This window comes from Streptomyces sp. NPDC017993, from assembly GCF_044328065.1.
Taxonomy (GTDB): Bacteria; Actinomycetota; Actinomycetes; order Streptomycetales; family Streptomycetaceae; genus Streptomyces.
Genome location: NZ_JBIRGO010000010.1, coordinates 259,315 through 285,665 on the forward strand (window position 1 = coordinate 259,315; position 26,351 = coordinate 285,665).

At 70.3% G+C, this 26,351-nt stretch carries 25 protein-coding genes, 1 pseudogene and 1 riboswitch; of the genes and pseudogenes, 12 read left to right on the top strand and 14 right to left on the bottom strand.

Annotation, left to right across the window (positions count from 1 at the left end; genetic code table 11):
• Nucleotides 1-102: 102 nt before the first annotated feature.
• Nucleotides 103-639 carry a Uma2 family endonuclease gene (locus tag ACH4FH_RS20625; protein ID WP_398557309.1) on the top strand — a complete coding sequence of 179 codons (537 nt, stop codon included), beginning with the start codon at nt 103-105 and terminating at the stop codon, nt 637-639.
• Nucleotides 640-651: 12 nt separating this feature from the next.
• Here ACH4FH_RS20625 and mnmA read toward each other — a convergent pair whose 3' ends face one another.
• Entirely contained in the window at nt 652-1,782 is a 1,131-nt protein-coding gene (mnmA, locus tag ACH4FH_RS20630; protein ID WP_398557310.1) for a tRNA 2-thiouridine(34) synthase MnmA, read from the bottom strand.
• Between the two features lie 54 nt (nt 1,783-1,836).
• Here mnmA and ACH4FH_RS20635 point away from each other — a divergent pair, with 54 nt between their 5' ends.
• Nucleotides 1,837-2,526, top strand: coding sequence for an N-acetylmuramoyl-L-alanine amidase (locus ACH4FH_RS20635; RefSeq protein WP_398557311.1), 690 nt, complete (start codon nt 1,837-1,839; stop codon nt 2,524-2,526).
• 54 nt (nt 2,527-2,580) lie between these two features.
• Here ACH4FH_RS20635 and ACH4FH_RS20640 read toward each other — a convergent pair whose 3' ends face one another.
• Nucleotides 2,581-3,516 (bottom strand): alpha/beta fold hydrolase, encoded by a 936-nt coding sequence (locus ACH4FH_RS20640; RefSeq protein ID WP_398557312.1) that lies wholly within the window; start codon nt 3,514-3,516, stop codon nt 2,581-2,583.
• Nucleotides 3,517-3,569: 53 nt separating this feature from the next.
• Here ACH4FH_RS20640 and ACH4FH_RS20645 point away from each other — a divergent pair, with 53 nt between their 5' ends.
• The 3 genes from ACH4FH_RS20645 (at nt 3,570) to ACH4FH_RS20655 (ending at nt 5,586) form a co-directional block, all read left to right on the top strand.
• Nucleotides 3,570-4,301: a TetR/AcrR family transcriptional regulator gene (locus ACH4FH_RS20645; RefSeq protein ID WP_398557313.1), complete on the top strand. Its 732-nt coding sequence runs from the start codon at nt 3,570-3,572 to the stop codon at nt 4,299-4,301.
• Between the two features lie 149 nt (nt 4,302-4,450).
• The gene (locus ACH4FH_RS20650) at nt 4,451-4,987 is read left to right on the top strand and encodes a hypothetical protein (RefSeq protein ID WP_398557314.1); all 537 of its coding nucleotides are present in this window, start codon (nt 4,451-4,453) and stop codon (nt 4,985-4,987) included.
• 125 nt (nt 4,988-5,112) lie between these two features.
• Nucleotides 5,113-5,586 (top strand): carboxymuconolactone decarboxylase family protein, encoded by a 474-nt coding sequence (locus ACH4FH_RS20655; RefSeq protein ID WP_398557315.1) that lies wholly within the window; start codon nt 5,113-5,115, stop codon nt 5,584-5,586.
• A gap of 202 nt (nt 5,587-5,788) precedes the next feature.
• On the opposite strand, the gene ACH4FH_RS20660 is transcribed toward ACH4FH_RS20655, so the two are convergent.
• Complete coding sequence (locus ACH4FH_RS20660; RefSeq protein ID WP_398557373.1) at nt 5,789-6,958, bottom strand: cysteine desulfurase family protein; 1,170 nt, start codon at nt 6,956-6,958, stop codon at nt 5,789-5,791.
• Nucleotides 6,959-7,115: 157 nt separating this feature from the next.
• Between ACH4FH_RS20660 and ACH4FH_RS20665 the strand changes: the two genes are divergently transcribed.
• Nucleotides 7,116-7,250 carry a hypothetical protein gene (locus ACH4FH_RS20665; RefSeq protein ID WP_398557316.1) on the top strand — a complete coding sequence of 45 codons (135 nt, stop codon included), beginning with the start codon at nt 7,116-7,118 and terminating at the stop codon, nt 7,248-7,250.
• A 51-nt stretch (nt 7,251-7,301) separates the two neighbouring features.
• Nucleotides 7,302-7,945: pseudogene (locus ACH4FH_RS20670) on the top strand (alpha/beta fold hydrolase).
• Nucleotides 7,946-7,993: 48 nt separating this feature from the next.
• Here the strand turns inward: ACH4FH_RS20670 and ACH4FH_RS20675 are convergent.
• Entirely contained in the window at nt 7,994-8,842 is an 849-nt protein-coding gene (locus ACH4FH_RS20675) for a thioesterase family protein (RefSeq protein ID WP_398557317.1), read from the bottom strand.
• A gap of 140 nt (nt 8,843-8,982) precedes the next feature.
• Between ACH4FH_RS20675 and ACH4FH_RS20680 the strand changes: the two genes are divergently transcribed.
• Complete coding sequence (locus ACH4FH_RS20680) at nt 8,983-9,606, top strand: trimeric intracellular cation channel family protein (RefSeq protein ID WP_398557318.1); 624 nt, start codon at nt 8,983-8,985, stop codon at nt 9,604-9,606.
• Between the two features lie 54 nt (nt 9,607-9,660).
• On the opposite strand, the gene ACH4FH_RS20685 is transcribed toward ACH4FH_RS20680, so the two are convergent.
• The 9 genes from ACH4FH_RS20685 to ACH4FH_RS20725 all read right to left on the bottom strand — a co-directional run bounded on the left by ACH4FH_RS20685 (nt 9,661) and on the right by ACH4FH_RS20725 (nt 20,331).
• Nucleotides 9,661-11,070 carry a M1 family metallopeptidase gene (locus ACH4FH_RS20685; protein WP_398557319.1) on the bottom strand — a complete coding sequence of 470 codons (1,410 nt, stop codon included), beginning with the start codon at nt 11,068-11,070 and terminating at the stop codon, nt 9,661-9,663.
• A 124-nt stretch (nt 11,071-11,194) separates the two neighbouring features.
• Entirely contained in the window at nt 11,195-12,343 is a 1,149-nt protein-coding gene (locus ACH4FH_RS20690) for an ABC transporter ATP-binding protein (protein WP_398557320.1), read from the bottom strand.
• Entirely contained in the window at nt 12,340-13,410 is a 1,071-nt protein-coding gene (locus tag ACH4FH_RS20695) for an ABC transporter ATP-binding protein (RefSeq protein WP_398557374.1), read from the bottom strand. The genes ACH4FH_RS20690 and ACH4FH_RS20695 overlap by 4 nt, the downstream gene beginning before the upstream one ends.
• A 119-nt stretch (nt 13,411-13,529) precedes the next feature.
• Nucleotides 13,530-14,540, bottom strand: a complete 1,011-nt coding sequence (locus ACH4FH_RS20700; protein WP_398557321.1) for an ABC transporter permease — start codon at nt 14,538-14,540, stop codon at nt 13,530-13,532.
• A gap of 78 nt (nt 14,541-14,618) precedes the next feature.
• Nucleotides 14,619-16,370, bottom strand: coding sequence for an ABC transporter substrate-binding protein (locus ACH4FH_RS20705; RefSeq protein ID WP_398557322.1), 1,752 nt, complete (start codon nt 16,368-16,370; stop codon nt 14,619-14,621).
• A gap of 81 nt (nt 16,371-16,451) precedes the next feature.
• Entirely contained in the window at nt 16,452-17,450 is a 999-nt protein-coding gene (locus ACH4FH_RS20710; RefSeq protein WP_398557323.1) for an ABC transporter permease, read from the bottom strand.
• Nucleotides 17,451-17,830: 380 nt separating this feature from the next.
• Nucleotides 17,831-18,634 carry an enhanced serine sensitivity protein SseB C-terminal domain-containing protein gene (locus tag ACH4FH_RS20715; RefSeq protein WP_398557324.1) on the bottom strand — a complete coding sequence of 268 codons (804 nt, stop codon included), beginning with the start codon at nt 18,632-18,634 and terminating at the stop codon, nt 17,831-17,833.
• Between the two features lie 61 nt (nt 18,635-18,695).
• Entirely contained in the window at nt 18,696-19,493 is a 798-nt protein-coding gene (locus tag ACH4FH_RS20720; RefSeq protein ID WP_398557325.1) for an enhanced serine sensitivity protein SseB, read from the bottom strand.
• A 133-nt stretch (nt 19,494-19,626) separates the two neighbouring features.
• A complete protein-coding gene (locus tag ACH4FH_RS20725; protein WP_398557326.1) occupies nt 19,627-20,331 on the bottom strand; it encodes an AAA family ATPase in 705 nt (234 codons plus the stop codon).
• A gap of 228 nt (nt 20,332-20,559) precedes the next feature.
• A riboswitch (glycine riboswitch) is annotated at nt 20,560-20,654 on the top strand.
• Between the two features lie 151 nt (nt 20,655-20,805).
• Between ACH4FH_RS20725 and gcvT the strand changes: the two genes are divergently transcribed.
• The 4 genes from gcvT (at nt 20,806) to ACH4FH_RS20745 (ending at nt 25,743) form a co-directional block, all read left to right on the top strand.
• The gene (gene gcvT, locus ACH4FH_RS20730; RefSeq protein ID WP_398557327.1) at nt 20,806-21,933 is read left to right on the top strand and encodes a glycine cleavage system aminomethyltransferase GcvT; all 1,128 of its coding nucleotides are present in this window, start codon (nt 20,806-20,808) and stop codon (nt 21,931-21,933) included.
• A 108-nt stretch (nt 21,934-22,041) separates the two neighbouring features.
• Nucleotides 22,042-22,419 (top strand): glycine cleavage system protein GcvH, encoded by a 378-nt coding sequence (gcvH, locus tag ACH4FH_RS20735; protein ID WP_398557328.1) that lies wholly within the window; start codon nt 22,042-22,044, stop codon nt 22,417-22,419.
• A gap of 106 nt (nt 22,420-22,525) precedes the next feature.
• On the top strand, nt 22,526-23,785 hold the full coding sequence (glyA, locus tag ACH4FH_RS20740) for a serine hydroxymethyltransferase (RefSeq protein WP_398557329.1): 1,260 nt from the start codon (nt 22,526-22,528) through the stop codon (nt 23,783-23,785).
• Nucleotides 23,786-24,360: 575 nt separating this feature from the next.
• Nucleotides 24,361-25,743 (top strand): L-serine ammonia-lyase, encoded by a 1,383-nt coding sequence (locus ACH4FH_RS20745; RefSeq protein WP_398557330.1) that lies wholly within the window; start codon nt 24,361-24,363, stop codon nt 25,741-25,743.
• A gap of 82 nt (nt 25,744-25,825) precedes the next feature.
• On the opposite strand, the gene ACH4FH_RS20750 is transcribed toward ACH4FH_RS20745, so the two are convergent.
• Nucleotides 25,826-26,314 (bottom strand): hypothetical protein, encoded by a 489-nt coding sequence (locus tag ACH4FH_RS20750; RefSeq protein ID WP_398557331.1) that lies wholly within the window; start codon nt 26,312-26,314, stop codon nt 25,826-25,828.
• Nucleotides 26,315-26,351: the final 37 nt, after the last annotated feature.

Here is a 26,351-nt window from a genome sequence, read left to right on the forward strand (position 1 = left end):
GACGCACAACAACTGTGTGCGGGGACGTTCACGCAGAGCTACGCTGGCACGAACCAGGACGCAAGGGGAGGGCACACCATGACGGCGCAGATGGAGAGCCCAGTGCAGACCGAAGAAATGCGGCGCTTCGAGGAACTCGACGCGGCGTTCCCGGACTACCACGCCGAAATGATCGACGGAGAGGTCTACCTCAGCACCGTGGTTACCAGCGCTCACGGCAACATGGTTCTCACCATCGCGTCCCAGCTTTTATCCAAGTGGTTCGTCATGACAGAGGTCGACACGGTCTACGGCGGTTGGCACGGTAAGACCCTCCTGCGGCCTGACTTCTCGGTGGCCGACCCTTCCTACCGCGGCACACAACTGAAGCAGTTTCCCGCGGAGGACGTCATCCTCGTCGGGGAGGTCGTCTCCGACTCCAACCCTGAGAACGACACCGATAAAAAGGTCAAGAAGTACGCTCAGGCCGGAATCCCGTACTACCTCATCGTGAACCCCATAGAGGGCAAGTGCCTGCTCTACTCGCTGCCGAGCGGCGAGCACTACCGGGCCTCGCTGGAGGCGGAGTTCGGTGAGCCGGTGCCGATCGACGCCCCGATCGACGCCGAAATCGACACCACGGCGCTCTACACGTACTGACCGGGCGCGGGTCTACTCGACCCCCGCCGCCACCCGTCGCTCCGTCGTCGCGATGGTCGCCGAGCCGACGACCCGGCTCCCGTCGTAGAGGACGATCGCCTGGCCGGGGGCCACGCCACGGACCGGCTCGGTGAAGGTGACCTGGAGTTCGGAGTCGTCCACCACCTCGGCCGTCACCTCCGTCTCGCCGCCGTGGGCGCGGAGCTGGGCGGTGTAGGTGGCGAGGCCGGCGGCCGGGGGGCTGCCGCACCAGCGGGGCCGGATGGCGGTCAGCGCCGTGACGTCGAGGGACTCGACGGGGCCGACCGTGACGGTGTTGTCGACCGGGGAGATGTCCAGGACGTAGCGCGGCTTGCCGTCGGCGGCCGGGTGGCCGATGCGCAGGCCCTTGCGCTGGCCGATCGTGAAGCCGTACGCGCCTTCGTGCGTGCCGAGGCGGTTGCCGGCCTCGTCGACGATGTCGCCCTCGGCCGCGCCCAGCCGCTTGGCGAGAAAACCCTGGGTGTCACCGTCGGCGATGAAGCAGATGTCGTGGCTGTCGGGCTTCTTCGCGACGAACAGGCCGCGCCGGGCGGCCTCTTCGCGGATCTCGGGCTTGGTGGTGAGGGTGTCGCCCAGCGGGAACATCGCGTGCGCCAACTGCCGGTCGTCCAGCACGCCGAGGACGTAGGACTGGTCCTTGGCCATGTCGGAGGCGCGGTGCAGCTCGCGGGTGCCGTCCTCGCGCAGGACGACGGTGGCGTAGTGGCCGGTGCAGACGGCGTCGAAGCCGAGGGCGAGGGCCTTGTCCAGCAGCGCGGCGAACTTGATCTTCTCGTTGCAGCGCAGGCAGGGGTTGGGGGTGCGCCCGGCCTCGTACTCCGCGATGAAGTCGTCGACGACATCCTCACGGAAGCGCTCGGCGAGGTCCCAGACGTAGAAGGGGATGCCGATGACGTCGGCGGCGCGGCGCGCGTCGTGTGAATCCTCGATGGTGCAGCAGCCGCGCGCGCCGGTACGGAACGACTTGGGGTTCTCGGAGAGCGCGAGGTGCACGCCTGTCACGTCGTGGCCGGCCTCGGCGGCGCGGGCCGCGGCGACGGCGGAGTCGACACCGCCGGACATGGCGGCGAGTACACGGAGGCGGCGGGGAGCGTCAGTCATAACCTCTCCAGGGTAGACGGAACCACCGACAGCCCCGAAAGCGTTAAGCAGCTCATGGGGAAAACCGAGGGCGAGGGGGACCGGCCCGCGATCACGCGCAGGCGTGCGCTGTGGATCGGGGGCGGCGGCCTGGTCGCCGCGGGCGCGGCGGCGTACGGCGGGCGGGCGGAGCTGGTGCGCTGGTGGTGGCGCCTCCCGGGCAACAGCAAACCGCGCAAGGCCGGCGAGGTGGACTACCGCGGCGCCCAGTGGGTGGAGGCCTCCCCGGCGAACTGGCGGTTCGCCGACCGACCGGCCGACTACGAGGTCGACCGGGTGGTCATCCATGTCGTGCAGGGCAGCTTCGCGACGGCGCTGAAGGTCTTCCAGGACCCGCTGCACGGCGCCGCCGCACACTACGTCGTACGCAAGGACGGGCATGTGGCGCAGCAGGTCAGGGAGCTGGACGTGGCATTCCACGCCGGCAACCGCGGCTACAACGAACGCAGCGTCGGCATCGAGCACGAGGGCTTCGTGGACCGCCCGGAATCCTTCACGGCGGCCATGTACGCCTCGTCGGCGCGGCTGACGGCGGCAATCTGCCGGCGCTACGGCCTACCCGCCGACCGGAAGCACATCGTCGGCCATGTGGAAGTGCCCGGCACCGACCACACCGACCCCGGGCCGCACTGGGACTGGGACCGCTACCTCCGCCTCGTGCGGGACGAGCTGCGGCGCCCGCCCACGCCGAAGCCGAGCGCGTAAAAGATCGTTCACACACCGAGGCGCCTCCTGCCACGGCTCCAGAGTCCGAGCGCTTCAGCTGGTGGGCCGTGGGGGCAGGTGGCGCGCGGTGTCGGCCAGGCCGCGGATTTCGGTGACGATGCTGCCCCAGGCTGATTCGGGGAGCTCATGGCCCACCTCCGGCAGCAGGACCAGGCGCGCATCGCTGATCCGGGAGGCGATCGCCCGTCCTGCGCCGGGCTTGATGAGGGGGTCGTCCTCCCCGTGGAGCACCAGCGTGGGCCGGGTGATGGCGCTGATCGGCGGGCCGTGCCATTGGGCGCCGATCTGGCGGCTCTGTGCCTGCCGGTCGTGAACACCGCTGTCGGCGTTGCGCTCCGCGGCCTCTCGGGCCGCTCGCTCGTCGAAGGCGCGGTTCGGCGAGGCGAGAAGGCGGGCGACGGCGATGCCGGCCGAGACGGCCCCGTCGGGGGTGTCGGGAAACCGCAGCCGGGCGAACGCTGCCAGCGTCCTCATCCGTATGTACCGCATGACCCGCAGCCCCGAGGTGTCTCCGGGAACGGCGGCCATGGACGTGAGCGTCCGGACGCGGTCCGGGTGTCGTATCGCCACGCGTTGTGCGACGGCGCCGCCGAGTGAGACGCCCAGCAGGTGCGCCGACCGCCAGCCCAGAGCGTCCATGACGGCGACGGCGTCATCCGCCATGTCCTCGGCGGTGTACGCCTCTCCGCGCTTGGTGAACAGCGCGGAGAGGGGGTTGCCGGTGGCGGTGGGCGGCAGGTGCGTCGACTCCCCGCCGTCACGCTGGTCGTAACGGGCCACCGCGAAGCCCTGCGCCGCGAGCATCCGGCACAGTCCGTCCGGGACCCACAGCCGATTGACCCCCAGACCCGTGACCAGCAGAAGCGGCTCGCCGGCGGCCCCTTCACAAAGCTGGTCCACGGCCAGCCGCACCGGGCCGTTCTCCGCCCGGCGGACCGGGCCCCACAGATGTGCCGATGACGAGGACACGGGAACCTCCATAACTGCGATCGGTGTTCGCAGTTTAGAGTAAGGAGGTACGCATGGGAACGGAGGAGGCGGGTGGGCAAGTGGCTCAGGACCCTGTGACCGTCTGGGCGCGGCCCGAACGCGGCGCCCGCGGCCCCGCGGCCGTGCACAGCCGCGCGGAGTTGACCGTCGTCGCCGTCGAACTGGCGGACCGAAGCGGCCTGTCGGCGGTGTCCATGCGTCATGTGGCCAAGGCCCTGGGCGCCGGCCAGGCATCCCTCTACCGCTACATCTCCGGCCGGGAGGACCTGCTCGATCTGATGACGGACGCGGTGGCCGGAGAGATCGACCTCGGCATCGGGCTCAGGGGCGATCCCGTCGAGGATCTGGTCGCTCTGGCAGCCCGGACCAAGGACGTCCATCTGCGGCACCCCTGGCTGCTCGACGTTCCACCGGAGCCGCTCCGGCTGGGCCCTCGGAGCCTGGACTATCTGGACTACGCGCTGCGGGCACTGGCGCCGGCCCGGCTGCCGGGCCGGACCGGGATGGAAACCGTCGCCCTGATGAACGCGCTGATCACGCAGTTCGCGCGGGCAGAACTCCGGAGCGGCAACACAGCCACCGACCGCCAGGCGGCACAGGCCGCCTACCTGAGCGAAGCTGCCGCTCGCGGGGACCATCCGGCCATCGCGGCCGCGATGGCCGATCAGACCGAGCCGGATGCCGCGGAGGACCCTCAGGTGCTGTTCGAGCGGACGATGCACCGCGTCCTCACCGGGCTCCTTGGGCCGGGTCCCTCCCGATGAGTGCTCCCGGTGAGCGCATCGCGGCTGTGACGCACGCCCTGTCGCCGCTCGGATGGCCGCCCTACGCTGCCCGGGACGCGCGAGCGCTCGCGAGCCGCTCACGCACGGGAATCGGAGCAATGACCGGCACGCGTGAAGGACGGCCCGCCTTGTCCAGCGATCTCTCGCCAGTCATCGCCGCTTGCACTCGCTGGCTGCTGTCGGCGTTCCCGCCGGCGAGCGGCCCGCTGAACCACGCCCTCGCCGAGGCCCAGGCACGGCAGGCGGCCACCTTCGCCGCCGCACTGCGCCACCCGACCGCACTGGACGCCGAACTGCTGAACCTGGCCGGCCCCGGCGGCTCCGAGCGGCTGGACTCCGTCACCGGCTCCGATGCCCACCCGCTGGACGCCGCCGAGTACGCCTGGCGCACCTGGGTGGACGAAACCGTCGTCAGCTGGGCGGCCTGCCTGCTGTCCGACGAAGACCTCGCCGCCACGGCAGCGGCCCGCCTGGCAGCGACCCGCCACGGCATCGAGTCCGTGGGCGATGCGCGCCGGCTGACGGTCCCCAGCCCGCGCGATCGCCATGCCGCGCCGCTGCTGCGCCACCCGGACCTTCTCGACCCGATCGCGGGCCTCCACCGCGACGCCCTGCTCGGCCTCCTCGACGGCGGCCCGGCCATCGTCTCGCCCGACCCGACGTGAACCGCTGAAGCGGGCGCCTGCCGCGACAGGGGCGGAGTGACGCACGTCACATTCAGTCCTGTCACATCGTTCCGAGCCGCTCCGTCAAAGGTGTGTAACCACGAAACACGACGGAGGACCTCACCATGGATGCTCGCTTGAACCTCTTCGGCAACCCGGTCGCAGGCAAGTTCCTGAAGCACATCAACTCGGCGGGCAAGGTCATCTCGGACTCGACGCTGCCCGCCGCGACGCAGGAACTGGTCAAGCTCCGCGCCAGTCAGGTCAACGGCTGCGGCTTCTGCACCGACATGCACAGCAAGGACGCCGCTGCCGCCGGGGAGACCTCGCTGCGGCTCAACCTGGTCGCGGCCTGGCGAGAGGCCACGGTCTTCACCGAGGCCGAGCGCGCCGCCCTGGAGCTGACGGAGCAGGGCACCCGTATCGCCGACGCGGCCGGTGGCGTCACGGACGAGGCGTGGGCGAACGCCGCCAAGCACTACGACGACGAACAGCTCGCCGCCCTGGTGTCGCTCATAGCCCTCATCAACGTCTACAACCGCATGAACGTCATCGTCCAGCAGCCCGCCGGGGACTACCAGCCCGGCCAGTTCGGATAACCAGAGGCACCCGGCGCGGCGATACCGTCCCGCGCCGGCAGCACGCCCCGGGCACCTCACACCGAGGCCCGGGGCGCTCTTGGTGTACGAACCAGGGCCCGCCCGACGAGCCTTCTCGCCCGACGAGCCTTCTCTTCGACGTCAGTCCGTCCGGTGCAACGACGACCGGGACGACCGGAAGAGAACGGCCTGCTGACGCGCCCTAGCTGAGTCCCGCGCTGCGCGCCCGGGCCACGACCGGCCCGATGGCCTCGGCGACCGCCGCGACGTCCTGCGCGGTGGAGGTGTGCCCCAGCGAGAAGCGCAGGGTGCCGCGGGCCAGGTCCTGGGCCATCCCGGTGGCCAGGAGGACATGGCTGGGCTGGGCGACACCGGCCGTGCAGGCGGAGCCCGTCGAGCAGGCGATGCCCTGGGCGTCCAGCAGCAGGAGCAGCGAGTCGCCCTCGCAGCCGGGGAAGGAGAAGTGGGCGTTCGCGGGGAGGCGGCCGGCGGGGTCCGGGTCGCCGCCGAGGACGGCGTCCGGGGCCGCGGCGCGGACCGCCTTGACGAGGTCGTCGCGCAGCGCGCCGATGTCGCGGGCGAAGTCCTCGCGGTGCGCGACGGCGTGCCGCCCCGCGGCGGCGAAGCCGGCGATGGCGGGGGTGTCCAGGGTGCCGGAGCGTACGTGCCGCTCCTGGCCGCCGCCGTGCAACACCGGGACGGGGGCGTACTCACGGCCCAGAAGCAGCGCGCCGATGCCGTACGGCCCGCCGATCTTGTGCGCGGAGACCGTCATCGCGGCCAGTTCCGAGGCGGCGAAGTCGATCTCCAGCTGGCCGAACGCCTGCACCGCGTCGGCGTGCAGCGGGACGTCGAACTCCTTTGCCACCCGGGCGAGTTCATGGACCGGCTGGATCGTGCCGATCTCGTTGTTGGCCCACATGACGGTGGCGAGCGCGACATCGGCCGGGTTGCGGCCGATGGCCTCGCGCAGCGCGTCGGGGTGCACCCGGCCGTAGGTGTCGACCGGCAGCCATTCCACATGGGCGCCCTCGTGCTCCGCGAGCCATTCCACGGCGTCCAGGACGGCGTGGTGCTCTACGGGGCTGGCGAGGACGCGGGTGCGGGCCGGGTCCGCGTCCCGGCGGGACCAGTACAGCCCCTTGACCGCGAGGTTGTCGGCCTCGGTGCCGCCCGCGGTGAAGACGACTTCGCTCGGGCGGGCGCCGAGCGAGGAGGCGAGGGACTCCCGCGCCTCTTCGACGGTGCGCCGGGCCCGCCGGCCGGCGGCGTGCAGGGAGGACGCGTTGCCGGTGACGGTCAGCTGGGCGGTCATCGCCTGCACCGCCTCCGGAAGCATCGGAGTGGTGGCGGCGTGGTCGAGGTAAACCATGGTGCGCACGATTCTACGAGCAGGCGCCACGGACCTCGGGGGCGCATCTCCGGCGCGCGGGGGCGCCGGGCCTCGCGACGGGCAGACCGCGCTTGTTCCGCCCTCTCCCCTCGTCCCCTCACCGACAGGCGCGTAAGGAGTGTCTAGCCTTATGCTCATGACGCAGTGGCTTCTGGACCGTACGTTCCGCAGCTCCTCCGGCGAGGCGCGCTGGGCCGCGCTCGGCGCCGAACGGCCCGGCACCCCGCCGGTCGTCCTGCTGCACGGCACGCCGTTCTCGTCGTACGTCTGACGCAACATCGCCGCCGCCCTCGCCGAGCGCCGCCAGGTGTTCGTCTGGGACATGCCGGGGTACGGCGCCTCGGAGATGAGGGAGGGGCAGGATGTCTCGCTGGCCGCGCAGGCCAGGGTCTTCAGCGAACTGCCGGCGCACTGGGGCGTGCGCGAACCCGCCCTCGTCGCCCATGACTTCGGCGGCTGCGTGGCGCTGCGGGCGCACCTGCTGCACAGCGCGCGGTACGCGCGACTGGCGCTCGTCGACCCGGTGGCGCCGGCACCCTGGGGCTCGCCCCCCTACCGCCTGCTGGGCGCGCACCCCGAGGTCTTCGGTCAGCTGCCGCCGGAACTGCACCGGGCGCTGGTGCGCGCCTACCTCTCCTCCGCCAGCCACCCGGGCCTGCACCCGGCCGTCCTGGACCGGCTGGTCGACGACTGGTGCACGGGGAGGGCCGGCCGGCGTTCTACCGGCAGATCGAGCAGAACGACCAGCGGTACACCGACGAGATCGAGGGCCGCTACGGCGAGATCGACCTGCCGACGCTCATCTGCTGGGGCGCCCAGGACAGTTGGATCCCGGCAGCCAAGGGAGAGCAGCCGGCAGCCGCCCTCCCGGGGGCGCGGCTGCGGCTGATCGAGGGGGCCGGGCATCTGGTCCAGGAGGATGCGCCGGCCCAACTCACCGCGGTGCTGAGGGAGTTCCTCGGGTGACCCGCGGGCCGGGCGACTCACCCGGCCCGGTCACCCGTGGCGGGAGGCTCAGCCCTCCAGCAGGGCGCGCGCCAGCTGCCGGGACTGCGCGACCAGATGGTCCTCGGAGTCCCAGACCTCGGCGTCCTCCTCCAGGAAGCCGCCGGCCAGGTTGCGGGTGGTGATCGCGACCCGCAGCGGTCCCGGGGCGGGGCGGCGACGGATGTGGGTGGTCAGCTCGACGGTGGGGACCCAGCCGAGAAGCCCCATCTCGAAGGCGGTCGGCGGCAGCGCGTCGACGGTCAGCAGGAGGGACAGCGGATCGGGCTCGCGGCCGTCGGCGAGGCCGAACCAGGCGCGCATCTCGCCCTTGCCGGAGGCGGCGCCGACGGCCCAGCCCGCGGTCGCCGGGTCCAGGCGGAGGGCGAGCCGCTCGGTGATGGCCGTGCTGCCCGGGATGGCCGGCTCGCCCTCGGGGGCACTGTCGGTGCCCAGGCAGTGCTCGTAGGGCGGGATGGCCGGCGGCTTGGCGGTCGTGCGGACGTCGTCGGGCAGCGCGTCGAGGTCGCCGTACGCGGCGAGCACCCGCATCCGCTCGACCTCGGTGCCGTCCTCCGCGAACTGGACGAGCGTCGCGGTGCCCGTCGACATCGTGCGGCCGGTGCGGACGATCTCGGTGCGGATGACGGCGGGCCCGGGGACCGAGGCCGTCAGGTAGTGCGCGGTGACCGAGAAGGGGTCGGGGTGCGGGAGGGCGTCGCCCAGCGCGCGGCCCATGAGGGCGAGAAGATAGCCGCCGTTGACCGCGTGGATGATCGTCCACCCGGCGGAGAGCTCCGCGTCGTAGACGCCCTCGGCCCGACGCGTGACCGCGGTATCGCGGTCGAACTCACTCTTACCTATGGTCACCAATGCCATGACGTGCACGCTACACCGGATGGTTACTGACCGGTAGTGTCAAATTTGAACCCTCACCTTTCGCCGCCGCTTCCGCGCTCCGCCCGCCCCGCCGGGCACGCGCCGACGACGGCGGTCCTGCGGCCTGAGAACATGGCGCCATGCTTCACGTGCTCTATCTGGTCGGCGTCGCGGCGTTCGCGGCGAGCGGGGTGCTGGCCGCCTACCGCGCCAACATGGACCCGTTCGGCGGGCTGGTGCTCGCCTTCGCCGCGTCCATCTCCGGCGGCACGCTGCGCGATCTGATCCTCGACCGGCAGCCGCTGTACTGGACGCACGACTGGGTGCTGCTGACAGTGATCATCTGCGTCGGCGTCGGCACCATCGCCTACCTGCGCTTTTGGACACTGCCGGTCAAGTCGCTGCTCGTCGTCGACGCGGTCGGCCTGTCGGTCGTCACGGTGATCGGAGCGCGCGCCGCCATCGAGGCGGGCGCCACCCCGCTGGCCGTGATCATCCTCGCGGTGCTGACCGGCGTCGCCGGCGAGGTCATCCGCGATGTGCTGTGCGGGGAGTTCCCACCGCTGCTGCTGCGCGAGGACGTCTACGCCATCGCCGCGCTGGCCGGCGGCTGCTGCTATCTGGGACTGCACCACCTCGGCACCGGCGGCACCCCCGCCGCGGCGGTCTCGGCGGGGGTGGTCTTCGCCCTGCGGATGGCGGCCGTCTACTTCGGCGTACACCTGCCCCGGCCGGAGTCGCTGGGCAAGCGCAGCTCCGACTGACCGGGCGGCGACCGGCCCGGGCGGACTCCGGCTGACGCCCGGGGCGGACCGCCGCTACTCGCCCGGCAGTGCCGGCTTGCCGGTGGTGTTCAACCAGGTGTCGAAGAGATCGTCCAGCTGCTGCCCGGAGATCTTCTCGGCGAGCGCGATGAACTGCGAGGTCCGCGCGTTGCCGTAGCGGTGCTGCGCGGTCCAGGCCGGCAGCAGCTCGAAGAACGCCTTGTCGCCGATCCGTTCACGCAGCACCTGCAGCGTCATCGCACCCCGGTCGTAGACCGCACCGGAGAACATGGTGTCCCGCTGCGGGTCGGCGACCTTCACCTTCCAGAAGTCGTCGCCTGCCGGGATGTCCCGGTACTCCTCGCGGAAGGCATCGGGGGCGCTCTGAGTGCCCTTGTGCTCGGCCCACAACCACTGCGCGTAACTGGCGAAGCCCTCGTTGAGCCAGATGTCCTTCCACTGCCTGACGGAGACCGAGTCGCCGAACCACTGGTGGGCCAGCTCGTGGACGATGGTGGTCTCGCTGCGCACCGCCGAGTAGACCGGCTTGGACTGCACCTCCAGCGAGAAGCCCGCCTGCGGCATGTCGTCGACGATCGCGCCGGTCTCCTCGAAGGGGTACGGGCCGAAAACCTTGGACCAGTAGTCGGTGGCCTCGGACGTGATCTTGTAGACGTCGACCTTGCCGGTGGGCAGTGTCGGGTCGGTGGCGACGTAGATGGGGGTGCCGCCGGGCGTGGTGCCCGTGCGGACATCGAACTTCCCGATGGTGGCGGTGGCCAGATACGTCGCCATCGGGCGCTTCTCGCGCCAGTGGGCGTAACTGCGGCCGTGCGCCTCGCCGGAGCTGATGAGGCGGCCGTTGGAGACGCCGGTCAGGCCCTTGGGTGCGTCGATGCGGATGTCGTACGTCGCCTTGTCGCTGGGGTGGTCGCTGGAGGGGAACCACGTCGACGCGGCGTTCGGCTCGCAGGCGACGAAGACTCCGTCCTTGGTCTTCATCCAGCCGTAGTCGGAACCGAAAATGATCGGGCCGCCGAGCGGCTTCGGGACGCCGCCGTAGGAGACGGTGACCGTGAAGCGGTGGCCGCGCCGCAGCCGGGAGTCCGGCCGGATCTTTATCTCGTCGCCGGATCTGCTGAACCGCGCGCGGTGGCCGTTCACCCGGACCGAGTCGACCGTCAGTTTGTGCAGATCGAGGTCGAAGGCGGAGAGGTTCTCGGTGGCCCTGGCGGTCAGCGTGGTGCGGCCGTTGAGACGGCCGCTGTCCGTGTCGTAGCTGACGCCCAGGTCGTAGTGGAGAGCGTCGAAACCGCCGTTGCCGAGTTGCGGGAAGTAGGGGTCACCGACTCCCGGGGCGCCGGCCGAGGCGCCGGGTCCGGCGGCGATGGTGGCGGCCGAGGCCACCGCCGTGGCGAGCGCGAGCCAGCGGGAGGTGCGACGCGCGGAGCGGGAGAATGCCATGAGCCGTCCCTTCGAACACACGGATGATGTCTGAACAACCGCGCCGACTCTGCACTCTCCCGCCCCCGCAGGGCCCGGGACTTTGCCAATTCCTCAGAAATTGATGCTCACTTGGTGGCTCCGGCTACTTCTCCGGCACTACGGTCGCCCGCGCCCCGGCGGCCTCGCCGCCACCGGAACCCGCCTCCGTGGCGTTCTCCGGGTGGTGGCAGGCCACCTGATGACCGGTCTTGAGCGCCACCAGCGGCGGCTCGGTGGTCGTGCACACCTGGGTCGCCTTCCAGCAGCGGGTGCGGAACCGGCAGCCGGAGGGCGGATTGATCGGCGAGGGCACATCGCCCTTGAGCAGGATCCGGTCGCGCTGGGTCCGCCGCTTGGGGTCGGGCACCGGCACCGCGGAGAGCAGCGCCTTGGTGTACGGGTGCATCGGCGACTCGTACAGCGACTTGCGGTCGCTCAACTCCACGATCTTGCCGAGGTACATGACCGCGATGCGGTCCGACACATGGCGGATCACCGAGAGGTCGTGGGCGATGATGACGTAGGTCAGGCCCAGCTCCTCCTGGAGATCGTCCATGAGGTTGACGACCTGCGCCTGGATGGAGACGTCCAGCGCGGACACCGGCTCGTCGGCGACCACCAGCTTCGGCTTGAGGGCCAACGCCCGTGCGATGCCGATGCGCTGGCGCTGGCCGCCGGAGAACTCGTGCGGGTAGCGGTTGTAGTGCTCCGGGCTCAGGCCCACCAGCTCCAGCAGCCGCTGCACCTCCTTCTTCACCCCGCCCTCGGGCTCGGCGCCCTGGAGGCGGAAGGGGGTGCCGATGATCCCGCCGATGGTGTGCCGCGGGTTCAGCGACCCGTACGGGTCCTGGAAGATCATCTGGACGTCGCGGCGCATCGGCCGCAGCTTGCCCGGGGACAGGTGGGTGATGTCCCTGCCCTCGAACTCGATGGACCCGCCGGTCGGCTCGTCGAGCCGGGTGATCAGCCGGCCCATCGTCGACTTGCCGCAGCCGGACTCGCCGACCACACCGAGCGTCTCCCCCGGCCGGACGTCGAAGTCGATGCCGTCGACCGCCTGCACCGCGCCGACCTGCCGCTTGAGCAGGCCCTTGGTGATCGGGAAGTGCCGGACCAGACCGCGCACCCGCAGCAGCGGCTCGGCGTCGGAATCCTGCGGAGCGACCCGGCGGTGGCTGTCCTGCGCGCCCTCGTCCGCCGATCCCTTCTGCAGCGGGATCTTCTTGCTCTCGTCGTCAGTCGTCTCGGTCACAGCTTCGGCGCAATCTCTTCGGTCCAGATACGCTCCCGCTCCTCCTGCGACATGTGGCAGGCGGAGAAGTGCCCGCCCTCCACCTGGCGCAGTTCGGGGCGCACCGTACGGGTGAGGTTGCCCTTGGGGACGTCCGCGTACGGGCAACGGGGATTGAAGGCACAGCCGGACGGCACATTGATCAGGCTGGGCGGCGAACCCTTCACGGGGATCAGCCGGTCGGTCTGATCGCGGTCGATCCGCGGCATCGAGCCGAGCAGGCCCCAGGTGTAGGGGTGCTGCGGCGTGTAGAAGACCTTCTCCGCGGGGCCGCGCTCCACACACCGGCCGCCGTACATCACCAGCAGGTCGTCGGCCAGCTCGGCCACCACACCCAGGTCGTGGGTGATGATGATGACCGCCGAGCCGAACTCCTTCTGGAGATCGCGGATCAGGTCCAGGATCTGCGCCTGGACGGTGACGTCCAGGGCGGTGGTCGGCTCGTCCGCGATCAGCAGCTCGGGGTTGTTCACCAGCGCCATCGCGATCATGGCGCGCTGGCGCATACCGCCGGAGAACTGGTGCGGATGGTCGTCGACCCGCTTGTCGGGCTGCGGGATGCCGACCCGGTCGAGCATCTCGACGGCCCGGCGGCGGGCGGTCTTCTTGTCGACGTCGTGGTGGACGCGGTACGCCTCCACGATCTGCTGGCCGACGGTGTAGAAGGGGTGCAGCGCGGAGAGCGGATCCTGGAAGATCATCGCCATCTCGCGGCCGCGCAGCCGGCGCACCTCGTCCGGATCGGCGGAGACCAGCTCCTTGCCGTCCAGCCAGATCTCGCCGGACATATCGACCTTGCTGCGCTGCTGGCGGGACGCGCGGTGCAGGCCCATGACGGCGAGCGAGGTCACCGACTTGCCGGAGCCGGACTCGCCGACGATGCCGAGCGTGCGGCCCTTCTCCAGCGTGAAGGAGAGGCCGTCGACGGACTTCACGATGCCGTCGTCCGTCGGGAAGTGCACCTTCAGGTCCCGCACTTCGAGGAAGGCGGCCGGGGTCCCGGCCTCCTTCGCCACGGGCTCGGTCACGACGGCAGCTTTTTTCGTGGACGCGACCGTGGACGCGGTCGTGGGCTCGGCCACCGGCTTGTCGCCGGGCGTGCTCGCGGCCGGTCCGGCCGTCTCGGTCTTGTCCTCGGAGGAGTCGGTCACGAGAGCCTCACCCGCGGGTCGACGGCGGCGTACAGAACGTCCACCACCAGGTTGCATATGACGATGAAGAACGCGGCGAGCAGGGTGACGCCGAGAATGTTCGGCAGGTCGTTGGCGTTGATCGCCTCGACGGCGAAGGCGCCGACTCCCTTGAGCGAGAAGACCTGTTCGGTGATCAGCGCACCGCCGAGCAGCAGGCCCAGGTCCATGCCGAAGACCGTGATGATTGGGGTGAGCGCGGCCCGCAGACCGTGCCGTACGACCACCTTGCGCTCACGCAGGCCCTTCGCGCGGGCGGTACGGATGTAGTCCTCGCTCAGCGTCTCCAGCATGCCCGCTCTGGTGAGCCGGGCGTAGAGCGCGGAGTAGAGGAACGCCAGGGTGACCCAGGGCAGGACCAGGGTCCGCGCCCAGAGGAAGGGATCCTCCATCAGCGGCACGTAGTCGCTGCGTTCGAAGATCGGCCACTGGTAGGTGAAGAGGGCCAGCGCCAGGGCGCCGGTGAAGAACATGGGGAGCGAGACGCCGGCCAGGGCGACGCCCATGGCCATCCGGTCGAAGAGCGAGCCGGGGCGCAGCGCGGAGAGCACACCGGTGGCGACACCGGAGACGACCCACACCACGGCGGCGCCGGCTGCCAGCGACAGCGTCACCGGGAGCCTGGACTGGATCTCGGGCCAGACCTCGATGTGCGTCTTGAAGGAGTAACCGAAGCACGGCACATGGCACTTGGCCACTTCCGGCCCGAACTTGTAGTCGACGCCGACGAAAATGCCCTTGAGGAAGTCCCAGTACTGCTCGTACACGGGCTTGTCCAGGCCGAGGTTCTTCTTCACCGCCGCGATGTCCGCGGCCGTGGGGGCCTTTCCGATGTACTGCTGGGCAAGCTGGTCGGTGCTCTGCCCGGCCAGTTTCGGCAGCAGGAAGAAGATGCCGAAAGTGACCGCGCTGACGATCAGCAGCAGGATCACTGCGCTGATCAACCTGCGGATGATGTACGAGAACACGGGGATGCGGCGTCGGTGCCGCGGGCCGGTAGCGACCGGCCCGCGGACACCAATGCCTTCACCTGCCTTCCAGGGCTGCTACTTCTTGACGCCGATGTTGAGGTAGTCGTACTGACCGCTGAAGGCCGAGGTGGACACCAGGTTGGTGGCCTTGGGCGAGCGGTACAGCAGGACCTTGAAGTAGGTGAGCGGAACGATCGCCGCCTGCTCCATCGTCTTCTTGTCGATCTCGGCGTACGCCTTCTCGCGCGCGGCCTTGTCGGTGTCGGCGATGGCGCTCTCGAGCAGCTTGTTGATCGCCGGGTCGTCCAGCTCGGACAGGTTGGTGTTACCGGACTGGCTGATCGCCTTGCCGTTCAGGATCTGCTGCAGGTAGCCGTAGCCGGTCGGGAAGTCCGAGCCCCACTGCATCATGATCAGGCCGACGTTGTTCTTCTTGTTGAACTTCGGCACACCCGCGTAGTCCGAGAAGTACTTGCTGCTCGGGTAGCTCTGGATCTTGGCGTTGACGCCGATCTTCTTCAGCGAGTCGATGACCGTGGTGGCCGCGTCGATCTCGTCCTGGCGGTCGTTGCGCGCGAGGATCGTGGTGTTCGTCTTGCCGGCGCCGCACTTGTCCCAGTGCTTCTTGGCCTCGGTGAGGTCCAGCTTGTCCCCGTCGTACTTCTGCGGGTACAGGTCGAACTTCTGGTAGCCGTCGATGTCGGTCGGCAGGACCGTGGAGGCCACCTCACCGCGGATCGGGCCGCCGAGCGAGGTCTGCACGGCCTTCTTGTCGATCGCGTACTCGACGGCCTTGCGGCACTCGATGTTGTCGAACGGCTTCACCTTGGTGTTGAGGGCCGTGTAGACGACACGCTGACCGAGGGCGTTGTCGGTGTTCGCCTTCTCGTCGGGGTCCGTCAGGAGCTGGGCCTGGGTCTGGCCGTCGACACCGCGACCGGCGAGGTCCACATGGGTGTTGCCGGACCGCAGGTCCTTGTCGATGGTCGACTGGGCGACCTTCATCTTCAGGACGATCTTGTCCGGCAGCTGCTTGCGCAGCGGGTCGTTCTTCGCGGACCAGTGCGGGTTACGGACGAGGGTGAGCTGCTTGCCCTCCTCGTAGTTCTCGAACTTGTACGACCCGGAGGAGACCACGGCCTTGGTGTACTCCGCGCCCTTGTCCTTGGCCCGCGGCACCGGCGCGGTCTGCGGGGCGCTCACCAGGTAGTCGAACTCGGCGAAGGGCTTCTTGAGGTGGAAGACGATCGTCTGGTCGTCGGGCGTCTCGATCGACTTCAGACCGGCCTTGTCCTTGTCCTTGAAGGGACCCTTGTAGCCGCCGTCGTTGTCCTTGAGGAACTGCTGGAAGTAGTTCGGGCCCAGCGAGAGGGTGTCACGCGCGAAGTTGCTGCGCTCGACCGCGTACTTCACGTCCTTGGACGTGATCACGGAGCCGTCGTCGTACTTCACGCCCTCGCGCAGCTTGTACGTCCAGGTCCTGCCGCCGTCGGTGGGCTTGCCCATCCCCTTGGCGAGGTCCGGGGTCAGCTCGTTGCCCTTCGTGCCGGGGCCCGGCTTGAAGGTGGTGAGCGGGCGCGCGTAGAGCCGGCTGAAGTTGTAGACGAAGGCGTAGTACGTGTTGCCCGGGTCGAACGACTCGGGAGCGTCGCTCAGCGCGTAGTTGACCGTGCCGCCCTTCTTATCGGAGGCGTTGACGATCCCCTTGGTCGCGGCGTTGGCCTCGCCGGAGCCGTTCTTGGAGTCCTTGCTCCCACTGCAGCCGGCCAGCAAAAGGCCCGCACTGGTGAGGGCCGCGATAGCCGCGACCGGAACTGACCTTCGCATGATGGTCGGTGTCCCCTTCGTTCGTCGAGAAACGTCAAACAACTGTTGAGACATCTGGGCGGTGCGGGTGCCCGGCAGGCGTCAGCGGCTGCGCGGGTCCAGCGCGTCCCTCAGACCGTCACCGAGCAGGTTGAACGCCAGCACGGTGACGAAGATCGCGAGGCCGGGGACGATCATGTACTGGGGATCGACCTCGTAGTACTTGACCGCCTGGTTGAGCATTCCGCCCCAGGAAGCCTGGGGCGGCTGGATGCCGACGCCCAGGAAGCTCAGCGCCGCCTCGAAGAGGATGTTGGAGGGGATCAGCAGCGTGGAGTAGACGATGATCGGGCCCACCAGGTTGGGCAGCAGCTCCCGGAAGAGGATGAACGGCCCGCGCGCACCCATGCCGCGCGCGGCGTCCACGAATTCCCGCTCCCGCAGCGACAGGGTCTGCGCCCGCACGATGCGCCCCATGTACGGCCAGTTGAAGAAGCCGATCACGAAGATCAGCACCGAGATGTGCAGCGGCAGACCCTCCAGGCCGAACGCGCCGCCCTGCAGCGAGGCGGAGATCGCGATGGCGAAGAGCAGCAGCGGGAAGGCCAGGAAGACATCCATCATCCGGCTGATCACCGCGTCGACGCGCCCGCGGTAGAAGCCGGCGACGACGCCGAGGACGCTACCGATGGCCACCGAAAGCAGCGTCGCGCCGAAGGCCACGATCAGCGACACCCACGAGCCCTCGAGGATCCGGGCGAGCAGGTCGCGGCCGAACTTGGGGTCGACGCCGAAGGGGTGATCGGCGCTCATGCCGCCGAAGTCACCCTTGGGCAGCGTGGTGTTGGGGTCGATCAGCGACTGGTTCGGGCTGTTGGGGTCCAGACCCAGCAGGGACTGGAGGGGCCGGGAGAGCGCGGCGACCGCGACGAGCAGGATGACAACGATGGCACCGGCCACCGCGACCTTGTCGCGCCGGAATCTCAGCCAGGCGATCTGCCCGAGCGAGCGCCCTTCGATGCGCTTGCTCTCCACGCCTTTCAGCACCGCTTCCGGCTGCGCCTCAGCAGCCGCCCCGGTGGTCTCGATCGGTGCGGTCACGGTGCTTTTGACCCCTCTCGGCCGACGGTGGCCGGCCCAATGCCCGCCGCTGTAGCGGCCTGATTCACATCACTGGTGCACGTGGCGCGGGCATCGCGAGAGTTCGCAGTGTGAAGTTTCGGAGATTCACGCGACGCCGATCTGAATGACGCTCGTACAAAGGGCCGAAGCCCTCTGCTGCGGGAGTCTTCATCCGATTCGCGATCACTCACCAGTCCTCACGGTGAAAGGATGCGCAACTGTGATGTGCTTCACGGCCTTCCGTTATACGGACAGCCGGGCCGCCTGAGCGGAATGATCAAGCCTCGCGGGTCGCCTCAACCGAGGGGCATACAGGGGCAATTCAGCCCGAAGGACGGCGCGCCTCGGCACCGTCGGCGTCAGTAGGGACGCGGAAAACCGTAGCCGTAGGAGGGCGCGGGGGCGGGCGGCTGACCCGGGGGCTGGGCGTATCCGTCACGGTCGAAGAAGGGGCGCGCGGACGCCCGCATCCACATGCAGACCGGGTCGTATTCGTCATTCATCGCGACCGTCGAGACCGGCAGCCCGTCCGGAACCGCACCGATCGACTGCTGGATCATCAATCGCGCCGACTCCACCGCCTGTTGGCCGGTGTCGTACAGATCGAGACCGATCGCCAGATAAGGGGCACCGAGGGCGGGCTGCACCCAGGCCCGGCGCAACGAACGCACGGCGGGCGTCCGGTGGGCGTTCTGTGCCAGGAGGGCGTAGAACTGCGGGATGTCGATGACCGGTTCGGAGACCCGCAGCGGCCCGGCCGGCAGCCGGTCGAGACCGCCGGCGATACGGCGCAGATCCAGCCACGGGATGCCGACGCCGCCGCCGGGAGCGTGCGGATTCAGCCACAGGCCCCATCGGTCGGGGAAGAGCGACGCGGCGATTTCGAGGCCGGTGACGAGCTCGTGGTCGCGGTTCCAGCCGGACGCGGCCAGCTCGGGCGCCGAGGTCACGCACGGCGCGTAGCCGAGGCCTTCGACCTCCATGTTTCCGTACTGCGCGTCGGGCATACCGGCCCGGCCCTGCCACAGCAGCATCCAGACCTGGCTCGCGGCGAGCGCGTGCAGCAGCGCCTCATAGGTGTCGTAGCGACCGGGCGAGACCTGTTGCAGCATCTGCTCGACCTGTCCGGCCGCGGCCGCTCCCTGATGCGCACCCGCGCTCACGTGGTCCGTCCCTTCTGTCAGCAGGGCACGTGGGGTTGCACCCGCCCGTCATCCAACCAGCTTACGAGTGCTCCCGAGAGTAGAAGGGCCGCACCCGCTGGAGCATCCAGTCGGCGACCGGGTCCCCCAGGGCGATGTCCAGCATGACGAGCTGCACGGGCCAGCGCACGGGCACCGCGCCGAGCGCGCGCCCCAGGGCCGCCAGCGCCGCCTCGCGGGCGGTGCCGTCGTGCAGGGCGGCGGGGGCCGCCTCGACCTGAACACCGACGAACAGCGCGGGCGTGTCGCCCTCGACACTTGCCAGGGCACGCCGGGCACTCAGGACAAATCCGGCACCGGAGAACTCCAGCCCCGCGGCGGCCAGGAAGTCCACCGGTTCATCCTGCCAGTCCGGCTCGAAGAGCCGGACCCGGCCGCCGCGCGCCGGTCCGTCCGCCTCCGCCCGCCCCACCCGGCACAATTCGGCCACCGCGGGCGGCGGTAGCGGGACGCCGACCGTGCCGTCCGGGTTGACCGCGATACCGATCAGCGGCGGCAGCCCACGGGCGAACTCCTGGGCGGGCGCGACGGTGAAGGACATGTGGGAACCGACGACCCGCAGGAACTCCTGCTCGGAGCTGAAGACCGGGACATACGCCGCGCCACCGATCTCGACGGTGGGCATATCCAGGCCGCCGGCCCCCGGTCCCGCGCTGTCCGGGCCGCCGCCGTTGGGCAGTGGCACCCACACCCGGCTGCGACCCAGCACCTCCACGATCCGGCCACCGGCACCCGGGTGCCCGACCGACGCGGACAGCACCTCTTCCAGCTCGTTCGCAGGCCACGTCAGCTGCGGTATCCCCTGCTCCGGAAAGTTCATGTCCACCCACCCGTTCCAAACCGCCCTATCTGGCCAAAGACCCTAGCGGCCGACGTGGCGGCAGCCGAAGGCGGCCATCGGCGGGCGATCTTCGACGGCGAGCGGGGCCCGGCAGACGCCGCCCCTCACCGCCTCAGTCGAAGCTGACGGTCTCCAGCGCGCTCGCCGCCGGCCGGTCCAGCAGCACCGCCGAGGCGAACCCCCTCGGCAGCCGGCCCGCCTCGGCCCCGCCGACGAGCCTGCTCACCGCCCTGCGATGCCGCGCGAAGGCGTACCCGGAAACCCCGCGCCCCCGCGACTCCTGCCCGGACAGCGCCACCTCGGGCGGGACGTCGAGCAGCACCAGATGCAGCCCACGGCCACCACGCCGGGCCGACCGCGCGATCCAGCGGCGCACCCACGCCAGCGTCCCGCAGTCGTGCACCACGACGCTGTCGCCGGAGCGCAGCGCGCGGCGCAGCCCCAGGTAGTGCGCGGCACGGACCAGCGGGCGGTACACCCCGTACGGCAGCCGGCGCAGCCTGCCGCGCTCCCAGCGGACCCGGACGTCCTGCGAGTCGATGCGGTGCACCGCGCCACCCCGGCCGTCCAGCGCCGGCACGATGCGGTGCATGAGCGTGCTCTTGCCGCTGCCCGGCAGCCCGGAGACCACCACGAGGTCACCGGCCGGGAAGTGCATCTCGGCCGCCTCGCCGGTCTGAGGCGTCCCCCTCAGATCCAGCACCTCCGCGCTGCGCCCCGGCCTGACCACGGCCAGGGGCGAGCGTATGGGCCGGGGCACCGCGGCGCCCGCGACCCCTGACGTTGTCGCGAGTGCGGCATCCTTGTGCACCGTCATCGCCCCTCCCGGTCACTTGCGGGCCCGGCCAGAGTCCGTCCCTTTCCCGAAGAGTGTCAAGAAAAGGTAATGCCCATCAAGGCGATTGCCCGATCCGCCGGACCACGGCGACCGCCCGGGGCGGGGCGGCGACCGGGACTCCTGCATCCGGCGATCCCGTGCAATGATGTCGGCGCCAGGTGCACAGCTCAGCTCACCCCGTGCACCGCCAACTCCATACCGGCCGCTTGAATCCGCGCGGGAGAGTCCTCGCCGCCACGGCGGGGCGCCGAAGGAGCAAGTCCTCCCTTGAATCTCTCAGGCCCCGATACCGCGCGGGCGAGGCAGATCTGAAAAGCGAGCCACGGCCCGGCTGACGGGCGGCTCCACCCAAGGTGCAAACCGGGTCCGTTCGCGGGATCCCGGTGAACCTCTCAGGTTCCGATGACAGATGGGGAGAACGTCTTGTTCACCCATGCCTGGGAGCCCAGAACCATGACTGATGCCCCTCGCCGTACCGCGCTGGATGCCACGCATCGTGCGCTCGGCGCGACCATGACCGACTTCGCCGGCTGGGACATGCCGCTGCGCTACGGCAGCGAACGCGACGAGCACGTCGCCGTCCGCACCCGGGCCGGCCTCTTCGACCTCTCCCACATGGGAGAGATCACCGTCACCGGCCCGCAGGCCGCCGATCTCCTCGACTACGCGCTGGTGGGCAACATCGGCGGCGTCAAGACCGGCCGGGCCCGCTACACCATGATCTGCGAGGCCGGGGGCGGCATCCTCGACGACCTGATCGTCTACCGGCTTGCCGACCGGGAGTACATGGTCGTCGCCAACGCCTCCAACGCCCAGGTGGTGCTCGACGCGCTGACCGAGCGCTCCTCCGGCTTCGACGCCGAGGTCCGCGACGACCGCGAGGCCTACGCCCTGCTCGCCGTCCAGGGCCCGGAGTCCCCCGGCATCCTCAAGACCCTGACGGACGCCGACCTGGACGGCCTGAAGTACTACGCGGGCCTGCCCGGCACGGTCGCCGGCGTGAGCGCGCTGATCGCCCGCACCGGCTACACCGGCGAGGACGGCTTCGAGCTGTTCGTCCGGCCCGCGGACGCGGTCGCCCTCTGGGAGGCGCTGACCGCGGCCGGCAAGGACGTCGGGCTCGTCCCGTGCGGCCTGTCCTGCCGCGACACGCTGCGCCTGGAGGCCGGCATGCCGCTGTACGGGCACGAGCTGACCACCGCGACCACGCCGTTCGACGCGGGTCTGGGCCGGGTCGTGAAGTTCGAGAAGACCACCAACGACGGTGACTTCGTGGGCCGCACCGCCCTGGAGGAGGCCGCCCGGCGCGCCGAGTCCGCGCCGCCGCGCAAGCTCGTCGGGCTGATCGCGCAGGGCCGCCGGGTCCCGCGCGCCGGCTACGCGGTCGTCGCCACCGACGGCACGGTCATCGGCGAGGTCACCTCCGGTGCGCCCTCGCCCACGCTGGGCAAGCCGCTGGCGATCGCCTACGTCGACGCGGCGTACGCCACCCCGGGCGCCGAGGGTGTCGCGGTGGACATCCGTGGAAGCCATGAGCCGTACGAGGTCGTCGCGCTTCCCTTCTACAAGCGGGAGAAGTGACGCCGGTCCAGCGCTGCCCCCGGCAGTCGTGACACCGGCGCGCCCCACGCGTCTCACTGTGCAAGACCCCATTCACGATCACACCCTCGCGTACAGGAGAATCGAGCCATGAGCAACCCCCAGCAGCTGCGCTACAGCAAGGAGCACGAGTGGCTGTCGACCGCCGAGAACGGCGTCTCGACGGTCGGCATCACCGAGCACGCGGCGAACGCGCTCGGCGATGTCGTCTTCGTGCAGCTTCCCGAGGTCGGGGACACGGTCACGGCGGGCGAGACCTGCGGTGAGCTGGAGTCGACCAAGTCGGTCAGCGACCTCTACGCCCCGGTCACCGGTGAGATCACCGAGACCAACGAGGACGTCGTGAACGACCCGTCGCTGGTGAACTCCGCCCCGTTCGAGGGCGGTTGGCTGTTCAAGGTGAAGGTGAGCGGCGAGCCGGACGACCTGCTCTCGGCCGACGAGTACACCGCCTTCGCCGCCGGCTGAGCCCTCCCGGCCCGCCGCTCCGGCACCCCGCCACCGCCCAAGCGGAAGCTCCCCCGGACTCGGTCCGGGGCCCCACCGCGCCGCCTGACCCCTCCAGGAAAGACTCATGTCGCTTCTCAACAGCTCCCTCCATGAGCTCGACCCCGACATCGCCGCCGCCGTCGACGCCGAGCTCGACCGCCAGCAGTCCACCCTCGAAATGATCGCGTCGGAGAACTTCGCTCCCCTCGCCGTCATGGAGGCCCAGGGCTCGGTCCTGACCAACAAGTACGCCGAGGGTTACCCCGGCCGCCGCTACTACGGCGGCTGCGAGCACGTCGACGTCGTCGAGCAGATCGCCATCGACCGGATCAAGGCCCTCTTCGGCGCCGAGGCCGCGAACGTCCAGCCCCACTCCGGCGCGCAGGCCAACGCCGCCGCCATGTTCGCCCTCATCAAGCCGGGCGACACCATCCTGGGCCTGAACCTCGCACACGGCGGGCACCTCACCCACGGCATGAAGATCAACTTCTCCGGCAAGCTCTACAACGTGGTGCCCTACCACGTCGACGAGAAGAGCAACCTCGTCGACATGGAAGAGGTCGAGCGCCTCGCCAAGGAGCACCGCCCGAAGCTGATCGTGGCCGGCTGGTCCGCGTACCCGCGGCAGCTGGACTTCGCCGAGTTCCGCCGGATCGCGGACGAGGTCGGCGCCTACCTGATGGTCGACATGGCGCACTTCGCCGGTCTGGTCGCCGCGGGTCTGCACCCCTCCCCCGTGCCGCACGCGCACGTCGTCACCACCACCACGCACAAGACCCTCGGCGGTCCGCGCGGCGGTGTGATCCTGTCGACCCAGGAACTCGCCAAGAAGATCAACTCGGCGGTCTTCCCGGGCCAGCAGGGCGGTCCGCTGGAGCACGTCATCGCGGCGAAGGCGGTGTCCTTCAAGGTCGCGGCCTCCGAGGACTTCAAGGAGCGCCAGCAGCGCACCCTGGACGGCGCCCGCATCCTCGCCGAACGCCTCATCCAGCCCGACGTCACCGAGGTCGGTGTCTCGGTGCTCTCCGGCGGCACCGACGTCCACCTCGTCCTGGTCGACCTGCGCAACAGCGAGCTCGATGGCCAGCAGGCCGAGGACCGCCTCCACGAGGTCGGCATCACCGTCAACCGCAACGCCATCCCGAACGACCCGCGGCCCCCGATGGTCACCTCGGGTCTGCGGATCGGCACCCCGGCGCTCGCCACCCGCGGCTTCCAGGCCGAGGACTTCCGCGAGGTCGCCGACATCATCGCCGAGGCCCTCAAGCCCAGCTACGACACCGAGGCCCTCAAGAGCCGCGTCACGGCCCTCGCGGACAAGCACCCGCTCTACCAGTCGCTGTGACACCGCGCCCCGAGTCCATCGCCGCTGCCACCTCTCGCGGCGGCTGACGCGGGGCCCACGGCCCACGCCACGGCCGGGTCACGCGTGCCACGCGTGTCGTGCGCGGCGCCCGTGGTGCGCTTCACGAGCGCGGGCCCGGCCCGCCGGGAGACCGGCGGGCCGGGACGGGCGAGTTCCCGGCCAGGTCGATCTCCTGGGCGCGAGGGAGCAGGGCGTCAGCGGCCGGGTGACCGGCAGGGCCGGCCCGCGGGGCCGCTCTGCTCAGAGAACCGGAAGGACCCGAGGAACCGGACGGCTGACTCCGGGCACTATCCGACCCACACCAAAACGGCCCACTTCGCCGGATACCGGGCAACGATCTGGCGCCCGCCGGCTGTGAGACGACGCACAGCGCAGCGGGCCGCGGCCCGCACAGAGCGCCGACAACCGCTGTTTCCCGGGACGACGGCCGTCCGCCGTTTTCCGTCAGGCGGCACCGGCGCGCGTCCGCGTTACGCTCGTCAGTCGGCGCAGAAACGTACCTCCTGCCCCATTGCTCCACCGTCCACCACGAGCAGACAAGGGAGTCCGCCACCGTGGCCATCTCCGTCTTCGACCTCTTCTCCATCGGCATCGGCCCCTCCAGCTCCCACACCGTGGGCCCCATGCGCGCCGCCCGGATGTTCGTCGGTCGCCTCAAGAAGGACGGTCTCCTCGCGCAGACGGCCTCGGTACGCGCCGAACTGTTCGGCTCGCTCGGTGCCACCGGCCACGGCCACGGCACCCCCAAGGCCGTGCTCCTCGGCCTGGAGGGCCACTCCCCCCGCACCGTCGACGTGGAGAACGCGGACGACGAGGTGGAGCGGATCCGCACGACCAAGCGGCTGCGGCTGCTGGGCGCCGAGATCGGGACGGACCACGAGATCGACTTCGACGAGTCGACCGAGCTGATACTGCACCGCCGCCGCTCCCTGCCGTACCACGCCAACGGCATGACGCTCTTCGCCTACGACCAGGCCGGCGCCCCGCTCCTGGAGAAGACCTACTACTCGGTCGGCGGCGGCTTCGTCGTCGACGAGGACGCCGTCGGCGAGGACCGGATCAAGCTCGACGACACCGTCCTGAAGTACCCCTTCCGCACCGGCGACGAGCTGATGCGGCTCGCCCAGGACACCGGGCTCTCCATCGCCACCCTGATGCTGGAGAACGAGAAGGCCTGGCGCACCGAGGAAGAGATCAACGAGGGCCTGCTGGAGATCTGGCGTGTGATGCAGAGCTGCGTCAGCCGCGGCATGTCCCGCGAGGGCATCCTGCCCGGCGGCCTCAAGGTCCGGCGCCGCGCCGCGAACTCCGCACGCCAGCTCCGCTCCGAGGGCGACGCGCTCGCGCACGCCATGGAGTGGGTCACCCTCTACGCGATGTCGGTCAACGAGGAGAACGCGGCCGGCGGCCGGGTCGTGACCGCCCCCACCAACGGGGCGGCCGGCATCATCCCCGCCGTCCTGCACTACTACATCAACTTCGTCCCCGGGGCCGACGAGGAGGGCGTGGTCCGCTTCCTGCTCGCCGCCGGTGCCATCGGCATGCTCTTCAAGGAGAACGCCTCCATCTCCGGCGCCGAGGTCGGCTGCCAGGGCGAGGTCGGCTCCGCCTGCTCCATGGCCGCCGGCGGCCTCGCCGAGGTGCTCGGCGGCTCCCCCGAGCAGGTGGAGAACGCCGCCGAGATCGGCATGGAGCACAACCTCGGCCTGACCTGCGACCCCGTCGGCGGCCTCGTCCAGATCCCCTGCATCGAGCGCAACGGCATGGCAGCGGTCAAGGCCATCACGGCGGCGCGCATGGCGCTGCGCGGCGACGGCCGGCACCACGTGTCCCTCGACAAGGTCATCAAGACCATGAAGGACACCGGCGCCGACATGAGCGTCAAGTACAAGGAGACGGCCCGCGGCGGCCTCGCCGTCAACATCATCGAGTGCTGAACGGCGCGGGCAGCCGCTGATTCCGCGGCTGCCCTGACGGCGTCGGCGTCGGACAGCGCATGACGGTGGCGCCGCCGGTCGGCTATTTGCCGATCTCCCAGGCGAACGGCGGGAGTTCGCGGGCCCGGGAGTAGATCTCCAGGGCGTGGTGGGCCGGGACGAAGGGGTGGACGCGGGCGCCTTCGAGGCCGGCGAGCAGGCGCGCGCAGTGGTGGACGCAGCCGGCCACCTCCCTGCCGAGGCGCTCGACGATGGTGGCGGCGTCGTGCGGACCTTCGCACGGCGTCGGGTCCTTGGCCACGGCGGCCGCGCAGCGACCCTGCGGGGTCCGCCCGTCGGGGTGTGCCGGCCCGTGGCGCGAGGGGTGCGGTGAGGGGTTCGCCGGCAACTCTGCCGGGTGGGCTGTCGGTGGGTCCTTCGGGCCGTTGCCGGGCTGTTCCATCGTGCCGTCCCCCTTGGTGGCGCTGCCTGCGGTGGTGTCGCCGTACAGGTGCGTGCAGGGACGGATCGCCGCCGCCGATGGCGGGCCCGCGGCGGCCTCCCCCTCACCCAGGTGAGTGCTGCTCCGCAAGGGACAGGTCCATGCCGCCTTGGCCAAGTCGTGGACC